The organism is Microbacterium sp. Root180 (assembly GCF_001428485.1).
Taxonomy (GTDB): domain Bacteria; phylum Actinomycetota; class Actinomycetes; order Actinomycetales; family Microbacteriaceae; genus Microbacterium.
In genome coordinates this window covers 1,519,924-1,536,779 of sequence record NZ_LMHS01000003.1, presented here as the reverse complement: position 1 = coordinate 1,536,779, position 16,856 = coordinate 1,519,924, and the positions used below count along the sequence as shown (strand labels likewise).

15 protein-coding genes are annotated in these 16,856 nt (G+C 68.9%); 4 read left to right on the top strand and 11 right to left on the bottom strand.

Annotated features, from left to right (window positions below; all coding sequences use genetic code 11):
* Nucleotides 1-40: 40 nt before the first annotated feature.
* Genes ASD93_RS14575 through ASD93_RS14565 form a run of 3 tightly spaced genes read right to left on the bottom strand, consistent with a single transcriptional unit; the run spans nucleotide 41 to nucleotide 3,586 of the window.
* Entirely contained in the window at nucleotides 41-1,402 is a 1,362-nt protein-coding gene (locus ASD93_RS14575; RefSeq protein WP_056124091.1) for an aldehyde dehydrogenase family protein, read from the bottom strand.
* On the bottom strand, nucleotides 1,399-2,244 hold the full coding sequence (locus tag ASD93_RS14570) for a gamma-glutamyl-gamma-aminobutyrate hydrolase family protein (RefSeq protein WP_056124088.1): 846 nt from the start codon (nucleotides 2,242-2,244) through the stop codon (nucleotides 1,399-1,401). The genes ASD93_RS14575 and ASD93_RS14570 overlap by 4 nt, the downstream gene beginning before the upstream one ends.
* A complete protein-coding gene (locus ASD93_RS14565; protein WP_056124618.1) occupies nucleotides 2,231-3,586 on the bottom strand; it encodes a glutamine synthetase family protein in 1,356 nt (451 codons plus the stop codon). The genes ASD93_RS14570 and ASD93_RS14565 overlap by 14 nt, the downstream gene beginning before the upstream one ends.
* Nucleotides 3,587-3,735: 149 nt before the next feature.
* Here ASD93_RS14565 and ASD93_RS14560 point away from each other — a divergent pair, with 149 nt between their 5' ends.
* Nucleotides 3,736-5,310 carry an amino acid permease gene (locus ASD93_RS14560; RefSeq protein ID WP_056124085.1) on the top strand — a complete coding sequence of 525 codons (1,575 nt, stop codon included), beginning with the start codon at nucleotides 3,736-3,738 and terminating at the stop codon, nucleotides 5,308-5,310.
* 494 nt (nucleotides 5,311-5,804) lie between these two features.
* Here ASD93_RS14560 and ASD93_RS14555 read toward each other — a convergent pair whose 3' ends face one another.
* From ASD93_RS14555 to ASD93_RS14540, 4 genes are all read right to left on the bottom strand, one after another.
* The gene (locus ASD93_RS14555; RefSeq protein ID WP_200950706.1) at nucleotides 5,805-6,506 is read right to left on the bottom strand and encodes a hypothetical protein; all 702 of its coding nucleotides are present in this window, start codon (nucleotides 6,504-6,506) and stop codon (nucleotides 5,805-5,807) included.
* Between the two features lie 50 nt (nucleotides 6,507-6,556).
* Entirely contained in the window at nucleotides 6,557-6,823 is a 267-nt protein-coding gene (locus ASD93_RS14550) for a hypothetical protein (RefSeq protein WP_056124080.1), read from the bottom strand.
* Nucleotides 6,820-7,326: an amino-acid N-acetyltransferase gene (locus tag ASD93_RS14545; protein WP_056124077.1), complete on the bottom strand. Its 507-nt coding sequence runs from the start codon at nucleotides 7,324-7,326 to the stop codon at nucleotides 6,820-6,822. Before ASD93_RS14545 ends, ASD93_RS14550 begins: the two co-directional genes overlap by 4 nt.
* A gap of 171 nt (nucleotides 7,327-7,497) precedes the next feature.
* Complete coding sequence (locus ASD93_RS14540) at nucleotides 7,498-10,023, bottom strand: ATP-dependent Clp protease ATP-binding subunit (protein WP_056124076.1); 2,526 nt, start codon at nucleotides 10,021-10,023, stop codon at nucleotides 7,498-7,500.
* 186 nt (nucleotides 10,024-10,209) lie between these two features.
* On the opposite strand from ASD93_RS14540, the gene ASD93_RS14535 reads away from it, so the two are divergent.
* Both ASD93_RS14535 and ASD93_RS14530 read left to right on the top strand, forming a co-directional pair.
* Entirely contained in the window at nucleotides 10,210-10,947 is a 738-nt protein-coding gene (locus ASD93_RS14535) for a hypothetical protein (RefSeq protein WP_056124070.1), read from the top strand.
* A 61-nt stretch (nucleotides 10,948-11,008) separates the two neighbouring features.
* Nucleotides 11,009-11,239 carry a helix-turn-helix domain-containing protein gene (locus tag ASD93_RS14530; RefSeq protein ID WP_056124067.1) on the top strand — a complete coding sequence of 77 codons (231 nt, stop codon included), beginning with the start codon at nucleotides 11,009-11,011 and terminating at the stop codon, nucleotides 11,237-11,239.
* Nucleotides 11,240-11,385: 146 nt separating this feature from the next.
* On the opposite strand, the gene ASD93_RS14525 is transcribed toward ASD93_RS14530, so the two are convergent.
* From ASD93_RS14525 to ASD93_RS14515, 3 genes are all read right to left on the bottom strand, one after another.
* Complete coding sequence (locus tag ASD93_RS14525; RefSeq protein ID WP_056124064.1) at nucleotides 11,386-12,114, bottom strand: hypothetical protein; 729 nt, start codon at nucleotides 12,112-12,114, stop codon at nucleotides 11,386-11,388.
* A 127-nt stretch (nucleotides 12,115-12,241) separates the two neighbouring features.
* Nucleotides 12,242-13,708, bottom strand: a complete 1,467-nt coding sequence (gene cls, locus ASD93_RS14520; protein ID WP_157536972.1) for a cardiolipin synthase — start codon at nucleotides 13,706-13,708, stop codon at nucleotides 12,242-12,244.
* A gap of 54 nt (nucleotides 13,709-13,762) precedes the next feature.
* Nucleotides 13,763-13,969, bottom strand: a complete 207-nt coding sequence (locus ASD93_RS14515; protein ID WP_056124061.1) for a hypothetical protein — start codon at nucleotides 13,967-13,969, stop codon at nucleotides 13,763-13,765.
* A 130-nt stretch (nucleotides 13,970-14,099) separates the two neighbouring features.
* Here ASD93_RS14515 and ASD93_RS14510 point away from each other — a divergent pair, with 130 nt between their 5' ends.
* Nucleotides 14,100-15,245, top strand: coding sequence for a DUF4192 family protein (locus ASD93_RS14510; protein ID WP_056124059.1), 1,146 nt, complete (start codon nucleotides 14,100-14,102; stop codon nucleotides 15,243-15,245).
* 5 nt (nucleotides 15,246-15,250) lie between these two features.
* On the opposite strand, the gene lysS is transcribed toward ASD93_RS14510, so the two are convergent.
* The gene (gene lysS / locus ASD93_RS14505; RefSeq protein WP_056124047.1) at nucleotides 15,251-16,780 is read right to left on the bottom strand and encodes a lysine--tRNA ligase; all 1,530 of its coding nucleotides are present in this window, start codon (nucleotides 16,778-16,780) and stop codon (nucleotides 15,251-15,253) included.
* Between the last annotated feature and the right edge of the window lie 76 nt (nucleotides 16,781-16,856).

The following is a 16,856-nucleotide window of genomic DNA, read 5'->3' as shown; positions in this document are numbered from 1 at the left end:
GGATTCTGGGACACGAAGGCATGCGATCGGGACATGGGGGTCAGGCATCCGCCGCGAAGAAGACGTTCTTGGTCTCGGTGAAGTGCTCGGCCGCGTCCGGGCCGAGCTCACGGCCGAGACCCGAGGCTTTCATGCCGCCGAACGGGGTCCAGTACCGCACCGAGGAGTGCGAGTTGACCGACAGCACACCGCTCTTCACCCCGCGCGAGACCCGGATCGCACGGCCGAGGTCCTGGGTCCAGATCGAACCGGCCAGTCCGTAGATGGTGTCGTTGGCCAGGCGGATGCCGTCTGCCTCGTCGTCGAACGGCAGCACTGCGACGACGGGGCCGAACACTTCTTCCTGCGCGAGACGGTCGCCCGGCTCGGCGAGCACCACGGTCGGTGCGAACCAGAAGCCGTCGCCCTCGGGTGCGGATCCCCGGAACGCCACGTCGGCACCATCGAGGAACCCGGCGACGGTGTCGCGGTGGGCGGCCGAGATGAGCGGACCCATCTGGGTCGTCTCGAGTGTCGGCTCACCCACGCGCCAGTCGCGGACGGCGGGCTCGAGCAGTTCGAGGAACCGGTCGTACACCGACCGCTGCACGAGGATGCGGCTGCGCGCGCAGCAGTCCTGACCGGCGTTGTCGAACACCGCCCCCGGCGCGGCGGCGGCGGCCTTCTCGAGGTCGGCGTCCGCGAACACGATGTTCGCGCTCTTCCCGCCGAGCTCGAGCGTGACCGGCTTCAGGCCGCGCGCGCAGCCCGCCGCAACCTCGACCCCGACCTCGGTCGACCCGGTGAACACGACCTTCCGCACGTCCGGGTGCTCGACGAAGCGCTGTCCGACGACCGAGCCCGATCCGGTCACCACGGCGAAGAGGCCCTCGGGGAGCCCCGCCTCGACGGCGAGCTCGCCCAGGCGCACCGCCGTCAGGGGGGTGAGCTCGGCGGGCTTGAGCACGACCGCGTTCCCCGCGGCGAGCGCCGGCGCGAACCCCCACGACGCGATCGTCATGGGGAAGTTCCACGGCACGATGATCCCGACCACGCCGTACGGCTCGTGGAAGGTCACGTCCAGCCCGCCGCTGACCGGGATCTGCTGTCCGCTCAGCCGCTCGGGCGCACCCGCGTAGAAGTTGAGCACTTGGGCGACGTGCGACGCCTCCCACCGCGCCGACTCGATCGGATGCCCGGAATTGATCACCTCGAGCTGTGCGAGCTCCTCGACGTGGTCCTCGACCGCGCGGGCGAACCGGCGCAGGGCGTCGGCGCGGGCGACGGGAGCGATCCCGGCCCACGCGCGCTGTACAGCGACGGCACGGGCGATCGCGGCATCCACCTCTTCCACCGATGCGCGCGGCACCTCGCGGAATCCGCGCCCCGTCGAGGGGTCGATCAGGGTGAACGTCGCGCTCATGCGTGTCCCACTTCCGTCGGCACCATGTCCCACTTGTCGTCGGTTGAGGGCGCGCCATGCGGCAGATTCTGGGACACGCTCCCTGACCGCCCCACGCTCCCCGTCCGCTCCGCCCGGAACGCGGATGCCTCGCGGACGAGTCCCGCGAAGAGGCGGCGGTCCTCGGCGTTCTCCTCGGGGTGCCACTGCACGCCCACGAGGTACTGGTCGCCGTCGGACTCGAACGCCTGCACGAGACCGTCGTCGGTGCGCGCGCTCACGACGAGACCGTCGCCGAGTCGGTCGATGCCCTGGTGGTGGTAGCTGTGCACATCGAGCGCGCCGGCGCCGACGAGTTCGGCGAGCCGCGAGTCGTCGTCCACGGTCACCTCGTTCGTCGCGAAGACGCCCCCGCCGACGCGGTACCGCTCGGTGCCGAGCGCGTCGGGCAGGTGCTGGTGCAGCGTCCCGCCCTTGGCCACGTTCACGAGCTGGAGCCCTCGGCAGATGGCGAGCACCGGCATCCGTCGCTCTTCCGCGCCACGGAACAGCGCGAGCTCCCACGCGTCCCGGTCGGGCCGCGCCGGGTCGGTGAGCGGATGCCGCTGCGCGCCGTATAGCTCTGGCTGCACGTCGAGCCCGCCCGTCAGGATGAGACCATCGAGCCCCTCGAGCACGGCCGGGGCCGCGGCATCCGCCTCCGGCTGCGGCGGGAGCAGCACCGCGATGCCGCCCGAAGCGGTCACGGAGTCGAAGTACTGCTGCGGCAGGAACGCGGCACGCACGTCCCACACCCCCTGCTTCGCCTGCTCGAGGTAGGTCGTGAGGCCGATCACCGGCCGTCGTGTCTCAGAGGCGCTCAAAGCCCCGCACCCTCTCCCAGTCGGTCACCGCCGCGTCGTAGGCCTCGACCTCGATCCGCGCCTGATTCAGATAGTGGTCGACCATGTCATCGCCGAACGCGGCGCGCGCGATCTCGGACTGGTCGAAGAGCAGCGCCGCGTCGCGCAGCGTGGTCGGCAGGTGGTCGACGCCGGACGCGTACGCGTTGCCGGTGAGCGGTTCGGGCATCGGCAGCTCGTTCTCGACGCCGTAGAGGCCGCCGGCGATGATCGCCGCGGTCGCCAGATAGGGGTTCACGTCGCCGCCCGGGACGCGGTTCTCGGGGCGGAGCGAGTGCCCGTGACCGATCACGCGAAGGGCGCACGTCCGGTTGTCGAGACCCCACGCCACACCGGTCGGCGCGAACGAGCCCTTCGCGTAGCGCTTGTACGAGTTGATCGTCGGCGCATACAGCAGCGTGAACTCGCGCAGCGTCGCGAGGATGCCCGCGATCCAATGCTCCATGAACGGGCTGAACCCATAGGCACCGTCGCCCGCCATGACGGGCGTGCCGTCCTCACCGCGCACGGAGAGGTGGATGTGACAGCTGTTGCCTTCGCGCTCGTTGAACTTCGCCATGAACGTGATCGACTTGCCGTGCGCGTCGGCGATCGCCTTGGCGCCGCTCTTGTAGATCGTGTGCTGGTCGGCGGTCTCGAGCACCTCGGCGTAGCGGAACGCGATCTCCTGCTGACCGAGGTTGCACTCGCCCTTCACGCCCTCCGTGTACAGGCCCGCGCCGTCCATGCTGAGGCGGATGTCGCGCAGCAGCGGCTCGAGGCGTCCCGACGCGAGCAGGTCGTAGTCGACGTTGTAGTCGGTCGAGGGTGTGAGGTCGCGATAGCCCTTGGCCCAGGCATCCCGGTACGTGTCGTCGAAGACGATGAACTCCAGCTCGGTGCCCGAGTAGGCGACGAGGCCCCGGTCGGCGAGACGAGAACGCTGACGCTTCAGGATGTCGCGCGGCGACTGGACGACCGGGTCGCCGTTCTCCCACCCGAGATCGGCCATGACCAGCGCGCTGCCGGGCACCCACGGCACCCGGCGAAGGGTCGCGGGGTCGTTGAGCAGCACCATGTCGCCGTACCCCTTCTCCCAGCTCGACATCGCATAGCCGTCGACGGTGTTCATGTCGACGTCGACCGAGAGGAGGTAGTTGCACGCCTCCGCCCCGTGATCGCGCACTTCCTCCTGGAACAGGCGCGCCGAGACGCGCTTGCCCACGAGCCGGCCCTGGGCATCGGCGAAGGCGACGATGACGGTGTCGATCTCGCCGGCCGCGATCGCGGCATCCAGTTCGGCGACGCTCAGATTGCCCGGCATCATGCCCTCCTCCCGGCGCCCGGCGGAAGACCGGCGCCGCTCCACTGTAATCAGGAAATCTCCCTCAAAGGTAGACACAGCCCACCAATAGGCGCCACAATCATGCGCAAAGACGCACCCCGCGTCACACCCGAGTGCACGGAGGATCGATGTCTCAGTCGAGCGGTGGTTCGGCCAAGGTCGGTGGCGCGACCTATACCCGAGCAGGTCAGGAGTACTTCGACAGGCGCGGCCTGAGGCGGTCGGCCGGCATCTGGGGCCTATGGGGGCTCGCGGTCGCCGCCGTCATCTCGGGCGACTTCTCGGGCTGGAACTTCGGCATCGACTTCGCCGGCTTCGGCGGCATGCTGATCGCCTTCGTGATCCTCGTCGCCATGTACTACGGAATGATCTTCTCGATCGGCGAGATGGCGGCCGCCATGCCGCACACCGGCGGGGCCTATTCATTCGCGCGCTCCGCGATGGGACCGTGGGGCGGCCTGATCACCGGAGCGGCCGAGACGATCGAGTACGTCGCGACGACAGCCGTCATCGTCTTCTTCTCCGCGTCCTACGCCAACGCCATCACCGCCGAGCTGCTGGGCTTCGACCTGTCGCCGGCGGGCGCGAACATGATGTGGGTCTGGTACGTCGTGCTCTACCTCGTGTTCGTGCTGCTCAACGCAGCGGGCGCGAACATCTCGTTCAAGTTCGCGATCGTCGTGTCGATCATCTCGATCGGCATCATCCTGGTGTTCTCGGCGATGGCGATCTTCTCGGGAGCCTTCCAGTGGGCCAACCTGTGGGACATGGCACCGAATCCGGAGGTGGCGGGCTCGTCGACGTTCCTCCCCGAGGGCGTCTTCCCGATCCTCTTCGCGCTGCCGTTCGCGATGTGGTTCTTCCTCGGCATCGAGGAGCTGCCGCTGGCCGCGGAGGAGTCCCACGACCCGGTGCGCGACATCCCGAAGGCAGGCTTCTGGGCCCGCGGCACCCTGATCGTCACCGGTCTTCTCGTGCTCTTCCTCAACACCGGTGTCATCGGCGCTGAGGCGACGGGCCTCTCGCTCGAACCGCTGCTCGACGGCTTCCGTGCGATCGTCGGCGACGGCTGGGCCGCCGTGCTCGCCCTGTTCGCACTGGTCGGTCTGCTCGCCTCGCTGCAGGGCATCATGTTCGCGTACGGACGCAACATGTACTCGCTCTCACGCGCCGGCTACTACCCGCGCTTCCTGTCGCTCACCGGCAAGCGGCAGACGCCGTGGGTGGCGCTCCTCGTCGGCGCCGCGATCGGATTCGTCGCCCTCGTCGTGCTCGACCTGCTCGCGAGCCTCGACCCGGAGAACGTCGGAGCGGTCGCCGGAGCGATCGTGCTCAACATCGCCGTGTGGGGCGCGGTCCTGGCGTACTTCCTGCAGATGGTCTCGTTCATCATCCTGCGCAGGAAGTTCCCGAACGCGAGCCGTCCGTACCGCAGTCCGTGGGGCATCACGGGCGCGGTCATCGCGGCGGCGATCGCCCTGCTGATCTTCGTCGGCTTCCTTCTGAACCCGACGTTCCAGCCGGCGATCATCGCGATCGCGATCGTGTACGTCATCATCCTGGTCGGCTTCGGGCTCTACTTCCGCCACCGCCTCGTGCTCTCGCCGGAAGAGGAGTACGCGCTCTCGGGCGGCGAGCACCGCGATCCGCAGGCCGAGGGCTACGACGCCATGGAGTCCGAGGTGTTCGGCGACAAGCCCTAGCAAGGGGCCCGGCGGGGTCGGAGTGGTCCGGGGGGACGCTTCGGCCCCGCACTTGTGTGCGGGCGTCAAGCGGCCCCCTCGTGTGGTGATGACATCAACCGACCCGAGAGGGCCCTCTGCTCCCGTGAGGCCCGACTGCTCGTAGGGGATCGAGACTGCTGCTGGGGACAGCCGTCAAACCCTGTGAAGGAGCTGCTTTCAGCGTACGCCCGAGCGTGTCGCTGTTCTGTCCCCCGTTTGGGGGACAGATTTGCACGAAACTGCGGCAATCCTGAGCAATTTGTCCACCGAAGTGGGGACAGACAATGCAGGACGAAGAACGTAGCGTAGTACGCGAGGTGTCCCCAGCACCTCAGAGAGTGGTGTCCCCAGCACCTTCTCAAGCATTGTCGAAGATCAGCGCCTTGGGGGCGCAGTCTACATCGACGATGGCAGGCCCCCGGGAGTCCCCAACCCCGGGGGCCTTTTCCGTGCCCGGGGAAGCGGAGCCGCGGTCAGTACAGCAGGAACTGCGTCGTCTGCGTGGACGCGATCCCGCCGATCGAGACGGCCAGGTGGTACGACGCTCCCCCGCCCGCTGCGCGCGGTCGCGAGTCTTCGCCGCAGGTGGCGACGGCCGAGCGCGTGCGGTCCCACACCAGTGGAGCGGCACTCGAGACGGACTGGCCGGCTTCGAGCGTGACGATCATGTCGCTGGGCTCGCTCTGGCAGTCGGTGGACCGCCACCACGTGTCGTTGCCGCTCGTCACCGTGTAGACCTGGGTGCTCGTTCCCACGTTGAGCGTGCAGTCCGATCCGCCGCTGTTGGTCAGCCGGATCGTGAACGCCGGCTGCTGATCCGCAGCGTACGAGGTCTTATCGGTGACGGCCTCGACCGTCACATCGCTCGCAGAGCACACCGCGACGGTCGAGCCCGGCGTTCCCGACGGGCTCGGCGTCGCACCAGCGCCCGCGGCAGCGTCGCCCGTGGGCGTGGCCCCGGGGGTGGCCTCGCCGGTCGGAACCGGGAGGGACGAGGCATCCGGCGTCTGCGACACCTGAGGAGCGGAGGACTCGGATGCCGCACCCCGCCAGGGCTGGGCCACCAGCAGCCAGACGACCGCGACCACCACCACGACCGCGGCGATCAGCACGAAGAGCCTGCGACGGCGATACACCGCCGGGGAGTGCCGCTTGCGGGGGGACTGACCGGTCATCCTTCAAGGGTAGGCGGAGGCATCCTCCGCTCCCGCCCGGCGCGCCCTGTCTACCAGGTCAGGACGAGGATGAACTCGAGCACGCCCGTCACCAGGGCGAGGACGATCACCGAGAGCACCGGCATCGCGAGCACCCACCCGGGCGACATGCGCATCAGCCAGATCGCGAACGCCAGCAGTCCGATCCACGCAGCCGCGAGGATGACGATGCACCACGGTGGCAGCAGGGCAGCGGCGCCGACGTACAGGTACGCCGTTGCGACGAATGCGAGCAGACCCAGGGAGCCGAAGACGTACGACCCGACGCCGGGTCTCAACGAAGCGCCTTCAGCATGCGGGTGTTGCCGAGCGTGTTCGGCTTGACGTGCGCGAGGTCGAGGAACTCCGCCACGCCCTCGTCGGGAGAGCGGATGAGCTGCGAGTAGACGTCAGGATCGACGACCTGCTCGCCGATCGGCGCGAAGCCGCGGCGGGTGAAGAACTCCACCTCGAAGGTGAGGCAGAACAGCCGTGCGAGCCCGAGGCGCCGCGCGTTCTCCTCGAGGTGCTCGACGATGCCCCGGCCGACGCCGCGGTGCAGCCAGTCGTCGACGACGATGAGCGTGCGGATCTCGCCGAGGTCCTCCCACATGACGTGGAGCGCGCCGCAGCCGACGAGCTCGCCGTCCGAGTTCTCGGCGACGACGAACTGCTGGGTCGCCTCGTACAGCACGACGAGGTCCTTGCCGAGCAGGATCCGGCGCTGCACGAACGGCTCCAGCATCGCCTGAATGCCGCGCACATCCTGCGTCGTGGCCGCCCGGACCGTGAACTCGCTCATCCGTCCAGGGTAGGGCGTGGCGCGCGTCGGGAAATGAGGAGACTCGCCGCGGAGTGCGCCGGTCACGCAGACTCTCGCCCGGTTTCTCCTCGTTTTCCGACAGAGTTGCCGCGACACCCGGAAACGACGAAGAGCGGATGCCGCAGCATCCGCTCTTCGTTCGTTCAGCCGTTACGCGTTCGCCGCGAGGTCGGGGGTGGCGGTGATCTCGCCGCTGTGGACCACGCCCACCGCGACCTTCTCGCCGCGCGGGCCGTGCTCGAACACGAACTCGCCGTCCTCGACATCGACCTTCACGTGGTCGCCGGGGTTGAGCTCGCCGTGCAGGATCTTCTCCGACAGGCGGTCCTCGACCTCGCGCTGCATGGCGCGGCGCAGCGGGCGGGCGCCGAGCGCCGGGTCGAACCCGATGTCGATGAGCTTGTCCTTTGCGGCGACCGAGAGCTCCACCGTCATGTCGCGGTCGAGCAGACGCTCGCCGAGGCGCTTGGTGAAGAGTCCCACGATCTGGCGCAGCTCATCCTTGTCGAGCTGCGGGAAGACGATGATGTCGTCGACGCGGTTGAGGAACTCGGGCTTGAAGTTGCGCTTGAGCTCCTCGTTGACCTTGCCCTTCATCCGCTCGTAGGTGGTGCCGCTGTCACCCTCGACCTGGAATCCGACCGGTCCACCGGCGATCGCCGACGACCCGAGGTTCGTCGTCATGATGATCACGGTGTTCTTGAAGTCGATGACGCGTCCCTGACCGTCGGTCAGGCGACCCTCCTCGAGGATCTGCAGCAGCGAGTTGAAGATGTCGGGGTGTGCCTTCTCGATCTCGTCGAACAGCACGACCGAGAACGGCTTGCGGCGCACCTTCTCGGTGAGCTGGCCGCCCTCTTCGAATCCGACGAATCCGGGAGGGGCGCCGAACAGACGCGAGACGGTGTGCTTCTCACCGAACTCCGACATGTCGAGCGAGATGAGCGCGTGCTCGTCGTCGAAGAGGAACTCGGCGAGCGCCTTGGCGAGCTCGGTCTTTCCGACGCCCGTGGGGCCGGCGAAGATGAACGAGCCGTTGGGGCGCTTCGGGTCCTTGAGGCCGGCGCGCTGGCGGCGGATCGTCTTGGAGAGTGCGGCGATCGCCTCCTCCTGGCCGATGACGCGCTGGTGCAGCGCCTTCTCCATGAAGACGAGGCGGCTGGACTCCTCCTCGGTGAGCTTGAACACCGGGATGCCGGTGGCCTGGGCGAGCACCTCGGCGATCAGCCCCTCGTCGACCACCGCGTGCGTCGCGACGTCACCCGAGCGCCACTGCTTCTCGAGGCGCAGGCGCTCGGCGAGGAGCGACTTCTCCTCGTCGCGCAGCGACGCGGCCTTCTCGAAGTCCTGCTCCTCGGAGGCGACTTCCTTCTGCTCGCGCACGTTGGCGATCTTCTCGTCGAACTCGCGCAGCTCGGGCGGGCTGGACAGGATCGACAGGCGCAGGCGGGCGCCGGCCTCGTCGATCAGGTCGATGGCCTTGTCGGGCAGGAAGCGGTCGGAGATGTAGCGGTCGGCGAGGTTCGCCGCGGCCACGATGGCGCCGTCGGTGATCTGCACCTTGTGGTGCGCCTCGTAGCGGTCGCGCAGCCCCTTCAGGATGTTGATCGCGTGGGGCAGGCTCGGCTCGGCGACCTGGATCGGCTGGAAGCGGCGCTCGAGCGCAGCATCCTTCTCGAAGTGCTTGCGGTACTCGTCGAGCGTGGTCGCACCGATCGTCTGCAGCTCGCCACGGGCGAGGAGCGGCTTGAGGATCGACGCGGCGTCGATCGCGCCCTCGGCGGCACCCGCGCCCACGAGCGTGTGGATCTCGTCGATGAAGACGATGATGTCGCCGCGCGTGCGGATCTCCTTCGTGACCTTCTTCAGGCGCTCCTCGAAGTCACCGCGGTAGCGGGAGCCGGCGATGAGCGAGCCGAGGTCGAGCGAGTAGAGCTGCTTGTCCTTGAGCGTCTCGGGGACGTCGCCCTTGACGATGGCCTGGGCGAGGCCCTCGACGACCGCCGTCTTTCCGACACCGGGCTCGCCGATGAGGACGGGGTTGTTCTTCGAGCGGCGCGACAGGATCTGCATGACGCGCTCGATCTCCTTCTCGCGTCCGATCACCGGGTCGAGCTTGTTGTCGCGCGCGGCCTGCGTGAGGTTGCGGCCGAACTGGTCGAGCACCTGCGAGCCGCCCTGGGTGGTGCCCTGGCTCTGCTCGCCGGCACCGCTGGCGACGCCCGCGGGCTCCTTGCCCTGGTAGCCCGAGAGCAGCTGGATGACCTGCTGGCGCACCTTGTTGAGGTCGGCGCCCAGCTTCACGAGCACCTGGGCTGCGACGCCCTCGCCCTCGCGGATGAGGCCGAGCAGGATGTGCTCGGTGCCGATGTAGTTGTGGCCGAGCTGCAGCGCCTCGCGCAGGGACAGCTCGAGCACCTTCTTGGCGCGCGGCGTGAAGGGGATGTGGCCGGTCGGCTGCTGCTGACCCTGCCCGATGATGTCCTGCACCTGCTCGCGCACGGCGTCGAGCGAGATTCCCAGACTCTCGAGGGCCTTGGCTGCGACACCCTCACCCTCATGGATGAGACCGAGCAGGATGTGCTCTGTGCCGATGTAGTTGTGGTTGAGCATCTTCGCCTCTTCCTGGGCGAGGACGACCACACGACGGGCACGGTCGGTGAATCTCTCGAACATCGTCTTTCCTCCGGGGTGCTCGGCGTGCGGTGATGCACTTCTGGCTCCTTACAGACGAGGGTACGGGCGCGACGGATGCCGCAAGGGCGTGTTCGCCAGGGGCGGAGCGGGGTGGATGCTTGTGCCGCGGCATCCATTCGGGTTATCGTTTTTCGATAACAACGTTTATCGATATGGAGGTTCGTGATGGGTTCCGGATTCCTCATCCTCTGGGTCGCGCTGCCGATCCTCGTGGGCACCGCGCTCGTGATCGTGCTCGTCCGCAGCCGGCGCCGCACGGGCGAAGACGGACTGTCGCGCGTCGAGGAGTGGTCGGTCGCCCTCGTCGGCACGGGCGCCATGCTCGTCGCGGCCGGAAGCGCTGTGTTCCTCGTCACGAGCGCCATCCAGGTCTTCAGCGCCGAACCGTCCCGCATCACGGGGTTCCCCCTCGGGAATGCCGCCGTGCCGGAGTTCGCCGAGAAGTCCGACGCGATCGTCGGGGCCGGGTACGAGTCGGCGTGGCTCGAGGTCGCCGGCCTGCCCGACGGCACGCGGTGGCTGCTCTACCTCGAGTTCGCGCTGCCCCTGGCCGCCGGGATCGCGATCGGCACCGCCGTCGCGTGGCTCGCGGTCGCCGTGCTGCGGGGTCGCCCGTTCGTGCGGTCGCTGCCTCATGTGGTCGGTGTCGCGGCCGTGGCGGTCCTCATCGGCGGGCTGGGCTCGCAGGTGCTCGGCAGCGCGGCGCGAGCGTCGGTCGTCGCCTTCCTGGGCGAGCAGGTGATCACGGCGGGTGATGCCGGGGAGGGACCGTACGAAGGTCTCACGGGATGGTTCCTCACCCTCGACCTCGCTCCGGTCGGCTGGGCGTTCAGCCTGGCGCTCGTCGCCACCGCGTTCCAGCTGGGCGTGCGGATGCAGAAGGACACGGAGGCCCTGGTCTGATGATCGTGGAGCGAACGACAACCTGGTCGGCTCCCGTCCGGGGCCTGACGGTGCGGCGCGCATGAGCCCCGCCGACGACGAAGGCCCCTCCGGGGTCCACTGCCGGCTCGACGAGCTGCTCGAGGAGCGCGGGATGACCCTGACGCGCCTGTCCGAGCTCGTCGGCGTCTCGATCGTGAACCTGTCGATCCTCAAGAACGACCGCGCGCGGGCGATCCGCTACTCGACGCTGTCGGCGATCTGCCGCGCGCTCGACTGCGAGATCGGCGAGCTGCTCGTCCGCGCCGACTGAGCGCTCGCCGCTTCTGCGGAGATCGACGCTTCCGCGGACGGGACGCGGGGTTCGCGTCCTGAGAACGGGCGATCTCCGGAGAACGGCCGATCCGACGAACGCGAAGGGGACGGATGCCTCGGCCCGAGGCATCCGTCACTCCGGCGTCAGTTGGGGGAGATCGGGATCCGGATGTTGTCGAACTCGGCGCCGGTGAGGATCGCGAAGACCTGCGCGTCCTCGTCCTCGACCTCGAGGACCGCGGTCACGGTGCCGCGGGGAGCCATGTCCATCGTGCAGACCTGGTCCTCGGCGGGCGTCGCGAAGGTGACCGTGATCTCGGTGGCGCTCGTGGCCTCGGTGTTCTCGACCACGGGGACGCACGAGGACGATCCCCACGTGAGGATCACGAACTGGCCGTCGACGTCGGTCCAGCCGGCACTGGGCAGGTAGTCGGTCTCTCCGCCGACCGCCAGGTCGGGCACGCCCTCGAGGTCGGTGTCGCCGCTCCAGCCGTCGCCGGTCACCTCGATCTCGACGCCGGCCGCGGGGTCGACGCCCTCGGGCGTTCCGACGAGCGAGACGCGCGGGACGAGATCCTGCGTGCAGGCGGTGGCTTCCTCAGGCTCGGTGAGCGTCACCGTCATGACGTCATTCGCGTAGGTGGCCTCGGCGGTGGGGATGCACGTCGAGCTGCCCTGCGTGACGATGCCGATCATGCGGCCGCCGTCGAGCCAGGCCGCGCCGACCTCCTGCGATTCGCCGGCGTCATCGTCCGACGGCGTGCCCGCCGTGGACGGGTCGCCGCCGCTGCCGGTCGCGCACGCGGTGAGGACACCGGTGAGGAGGACAGCCAGACCGAGTCCGGCGAGGGTGATGCGGTTGCGAGGTGCCATGGGAGACCCTTCCGTGAACGGCGCAGATGCCGAGGCCGCGGCATCCGTCGTCACTATGGTGTCCCCATCACCCGCGGAATCTCAGGGACGGTGGTCACGGAAGGGTCACGATCACCCGCAAAATCACCTACTGCAGGGCCGAGGTCAGCCGGGCGAGGTTGTCGAGGACCGTCGACCGCAGCGGCTGCTTCTCCCACTCCTCGAGGGTCAGTTCGCGGCTGAGGGAGCGGTAGCCGTCCTCGACCGCGCGCATCTCGCGGACGAACTCCTCCCCGCGCACGAGCATCGAGATCTCCATGTTGAGACCGAACGAGCGCATGTCCATGTTGCTCGAGCCGACGATGGCGACCTCGTCGTCGATGGTCATGGACTTCGAGTGCAGGATGAAGGGTCGCTGGTACATCCAGATCTTCACGCCCGCGCGCAGCAGCGCCTCGTAGTAGCTCCGCTGCGCGTGGTAGACGAGCGCCTGGTCGCCCTCCTCGGAGACGAACAGCTCGACATGGATGCCACGCTGGCACGCCGTCGTGATCGCAAGGAGGAGTGCCTCGTCGGGCACGAAGTAGGGACTGACGACGATGATCTTGCGCTGGGCCGAGTAGAGGAGGGCGGCGAACAGCTTGAGGTTGTTCTGGAACTCGAACCCGGGGCCGGAGGGGATGATCTGGCAGTCGAGGTCGCCCGGGCCGGACTTCACGGCGAAGAGGTCGATCTCGTCGGTCAGCACCTCGTCGGTCTCGCTGTACCAGTCCGAGAGGAAGACGGCGTTGACGGATGCCACGACCGGCCCCTCGATGCGCACCATCAGGTCGACCCAGTGCAAGCCCCGCTTGATGTTCTTCTTCAGGTTGTACGTCGAGTCGGTGACGTTCTGCGAACCCGTGAAGGCCATTCGCCCGTCGACGACGACGAGCTTGCGGTGATTGCGCAGGTCGGGTCGCTGGTATTTACCCTTCAGCGGCTGCACCGGGAGCATCAGGTGCCACTGGGCGCCCATCGCGTCGAGGCGCTTGAGCGTGGCCTTGTAGAACGGCTTGCCGCGGTTGGCCCAGTGGTCCAGCAGCACGCGCACCGTGACCCCGCGCGCCGCGACCTCCTCGAGTGCGGTGAAGAGGTTGTCCGTCGCCGCGTCGGTCTGGAAGATGTAGAACTCCACGTGCACGTAGCGCTCGGCCTTGCGGATCGCGTCCGCCATCGAATCGAGGCTCTCCTGGTAGCCGCCGATGATGTGCGCGGAGTTGTCGCCGGCGAGCGGCATGGCGCCGAGATTGCGGTTCAGCGTCACGAGCGAGGTGAACCAGTCGGGCGCGTGTGGGCGCAGCGTGCCGAAGTCGAGGGACGCCGAGGTCTCGTGGATGTACTCGTTGATGTCCTCCTGCTTGCGGCGACGCTTGCGCGGCAGGCGCGGGTTGCCGATCAGCAGGAAGAGGAACACACCGACGATCGGGATGAAGTAGATCGCCAGCAGCCACGCCATCGCGGCGGTCGGGCGCCGGTTGCGCGGCACGATGATGATCGCGGCGATGCGGATCGCCAGGTCGGTCACGAAGACGAGCACCAGCCACCACGTCGCGTCGAACGTGATGCTGATCACCCTGGCTCCTCGCGCTCCCGGACGGCGTGTGCCCCAGCGTAGTGGGGACCGGGGTCAGCCCTCCGCGGCGGGCGAGGGCTCGGTGGATGCCGCGGCCGGCGGGAGACCGCGCTTCGCCCGCTCCTCGGCCTCGATGCGGGCGTACTCCCGGCGTTCGGTGCGATCCGCGCGGATGATGCTGCGGAGCACGAAGAAGAAGATCCCGCTGACGACGATCGTCGGAAGCAGCGTCCAGAGGACGGCGACCCAGTAATCGTCCATGCGTCAAGGATACGTGTCTTCTCGCGGTCCCCCGTCGGCCCCTTCCCCACAGGCACGTCGTCCGGGCGGCGACTCCCAGATCGCCGGATGCCGCTCCACCGCGCCGCCGGACCCCGCAGAGTCGATCGGCATGAGCACGATCGTCAAAGCGGCGGATGCCGCAGAGTTCCTCGCCCTCGTCCCGCGCATGCTGGGCTACGTCCCCACGCGCAGCCTCGTGATGATCCCGTTCGCGGGTTCCCGCAGCCTCGGCGCGATGCGATTCGATCTCCCCGCCGACGCCGAGGCGGTCGATGCCTACGCGGCGACCGTGATCGGCATGGCGTGCCGCCTCCCCGACGCCGACGCCGTCGCGGCGGTCGCCTACACCGACGCCCTCTTCGAGGGTGAGCGGATGCCGCATCCCGACCTCTTCGACGCGCTCGAGCGCCGCGCCGACGCATCAGGGCTGCGCGTCACCGACGCCCTGTGCGTCGCGGCCGACGGGTGGGGATCGGTGTTCGACCCGGCACTCCCGCGCGGGGGACGGCCGCTCGCCGCGCTCGAGGTCGTGCCACCGGGAGCGGAGGACGTGGACGACGTCCTCGACGGCGACCAGTCCAGCGGCGCGGAGCTCCCGACGACTTCGCTCGTCGAGACCGAGCGCGTCGGGCGCGCTCTCCACGCGTTCGCACGGGCGGCCGAGGTGCTCTGCGGAGACGGCGCAGAGCACGAAGCATCCGCCGCCGATGACGCGCGCGTCGACCCGCAGGCGCTGGCGGCGGTGTGCCGGTTGGAGGACTTGCCCGGCTTCTTCGAGGACGCCCTCCGATGGCCGGTCGACGACCCCGCACCGTACGACGCCGCCGCCCTCGCCTGGTGCCTGGCGCGGCCGTCGCTGCGAGACGTCGCCCTGGTGCAGTGGAGCGGCACCTTCGACGACGGCGACCGCGCGCTCGATGGACAGCTGCGCTGGGAATCGGGCGAGGAGTATCCCGCGCACCTCGCCATGCGGATGTGGGGCGAGGGTGACCGACCCGATCCCGACCGTCTCGAGCACGCCCTTGCTCTGACTCGCCAGATCGCCGCTCTCGCGCCCCGGGCGTCACGGCCCGGCGCACTCTCCCTGTGCGCGTGGCTGGCGTGGGCGCTCGGCCTTTCGACCCACGCCGAGAGCTACGCCCGCGCGGCGTGCGCGATCGAGCCCGAGCACGGTCTCAGCGAGATCGTGCGCTCGTTCGTGCATGCCGGCCACCTGCCCGACTGGGCGTTCCGGCGACCGGCGGCGCCGCGCTGAGCGTGCTACTTGACCAGCGGGAAGAGGATCGTCTCGCGGATGCCGAGCCCGGTGATCGCCATGAGCAGGCGGTCGATGCCCATGCCCATCCCGCCGGTCGGCGGCATCCCGTGCTCGAGCGCCCGCAGGAACTCCTCGTCGATGCGCATGGCCTCGAGGTCACCGCGCGCGGCGAGCTTGGCCTGCTCGACGAAGCGCTCCCGCTGGATGACCGGGTCGACGAGCTCGGAGTACCCCGTCGCGAGTTCGAAGCCGCGGACGTAGAGGTCCCACTTCTCGACGACGCCCGCGATGGTGCGGTGCTCGCGCACGAGCGGGCTCGTGTCGACCGGGAAGTCCATCACGAACGTGGGCCGGGTGAGGCCCGGCTTCACGAAGTGCTCCCACAGCTCCTCGACCAGTTTGCCGTGTGTCGCGTGCGGCGGGAGGTCGGCGCCGACCTCGTTCGCGAAGGCGACGAGGTCCGCGAGCGGGGTCTCGGGGGTGATCTGCCGGCCGGATGCCTCGGACAGCGAGCCGTACATCGACAGGCGCTCCCACTGCCCGCCGAGGTCGTACTCGGTGCCGTCCGCCCAAGTGACGGTGGTTGAGCCGGCGATGGCGACCGCGGCGTTCTGGATGAGCTCCTGCGTCAGGTCGGCGATGCCGTTGTAGTCGGAGTACGCCTGGTAGGCCTCGAGCATCGCGAACTCGGGGCTGTGGGTCGAGTCGGCACCCTCGTTGCGGAAGTTGCGGTTGATCTCGAAGACGCGGTCGATACCGCCCACCACGGCGCGCTTGAGGAACAGCTCGGGTGCGATGCGCAGGTAGAGATCGGCGTCGAAGGCGTTCGAGTTGGTGACGAACGGACGAGCGGATGCCCCGCCGTGCTGCACCTGCAGCATCGGCGTCTCGACCTCGAGGAAGTCGTGGCTCGCGAAGGTCGCACGCAGGCTCGCGTTCGCCTTCGCGCGAGCGATGACGGTCTCGCGGGCACGATCGCGGACGATGAGGTCGAGGTAGCGGCTGCGCACTCGGCTCTCCTCGCTGAGCTCGCTGTACATGTTGGGCAGCGGCAGGATCGCCTTCGCGGCGATCGTCCACTCCGACACCATGATCGACAGCTCGCCGCGACGGCTGGAGATGACCTCGCCCTTCACGAAGAGGTGATCTCCGAGGTCGACGAGCTCCTTGTACGCCTGCAGGGACTCCTCCCCGACGGCGGCGAGCGAGACCATCGCCTGGATGCGGCTGCCGTCACCCGACTGCAGGGTGGCGAAGCAGAGCTTGCCGGTGTTCCGGCTGAACACGACGCGGCCGGCGACGCCGGCGGTCACTCCGGTCTCGGCGCCGGCCTCGAGGTCGCCGAATCGCTCGCGCAATGCGGGGATCGTGTCGGTGATCGGCAGGCTCACCGGGTAGGGCCCGGCGGCGGCATCCGCTCGCTCCGCCATGAGTCGCTCACGCTTGGCGAGGCGCACGGCCTTCTGCTCGAAGACGTCCTCGTCGGTCGGTTCGAGCGCCTCGGCGGGCGGGGTGACGGGCGTGTCGGTCATCGGTGGGGCTCCTCGCGAAAGTCGCCGCCAAGTCTATCCGCGCCGCGTGAGCCCTCCCTGTTCAGCCAGAGCGGGC

Coding starts and splice junctions, on each gene's coding strand:
- ASD93_RS14575 (WP_056124091.1), bottom strand. CDS start 1,402: ATGAGCGCGACGTTCACCCTGATCGACCCCTCGACGGGGCGCGGATTC.
- ASD93_RS14565 (WP_056124618.1), bottom strand. CDS start 3,586: ATGCCGGGCAATCTGAGCGTCGCCGAACTGGATGCCGCGATCGCGGCC.
- ASD93_RS14560 (WP_056124085.1), top strand. CDS start 3,736: ATGTCTCAGTCGAGCGGTGGTTCGGCCAAGGTCGGTGGCGCGACCTAT.
- ASD93_RS14555 (WP_200950706.1), bottom strand. CDS start 6,506: ATGACCGGTCAGTCCCCCCGCAAGCGGCACTCCCCGGCGGTGTATCGC.
- ASD93_RS14545 (WP_056124077.1), bottom strand. CDS start 7,326: ATGAGCGAGTTCACGGTCCGGGCGGCCACGACGCAGGATGTGCGCGGC.
- ASD93_RS14540 (WP_056124076.1), bottom strand. CDS start 10,023: ATGTTCGAGAGATTCACCGACCGTGCCCGTCGTGTGGTCGTCCTCGCC.
- ASD93_RS14535 (WP_056124070.1), top strand. CDS start 10,210: ATGGGTTCCGGATTCCTCATCCTCTGGGTCGCGCTGCCGATCCTCGTG.
- ASD93_RS14530 (WP_056124067.1), top strand. CDS start 11,009: ATGAGCCCCGCCGACGACGAAGGCCCCTCCGGGGTCCACTGCCGGCTC.
- ASD93_RS14525 (WP_056124064.1), bottom strand. CDS start 12,114: ATGGCACCTCGCAACCGCATCACCCTCGCCGGACTCGGTCTGGCTGTC.
- ASD93_RS14515 (WP_056124061.1), bottom strand. CDS start 13,969: ATGGACGATTACTGGGTCGCCGTCCTCTGGACGCTGCTTCCGACGATC.
- ASD93_RS14510 (WP_056124059.1), top strand. CDS start 14,100: ATGAGCACGATCGTCAAAGCGGCGGATGCCGCAGAGTTCCTCGCCCTC.
- lysS (WP_056124047.1), bottom strand. CDS start 16,780: ATGACCGACACGCCCGTCACCCCGCCCGCCGAGGCGCTCGAACCGACC.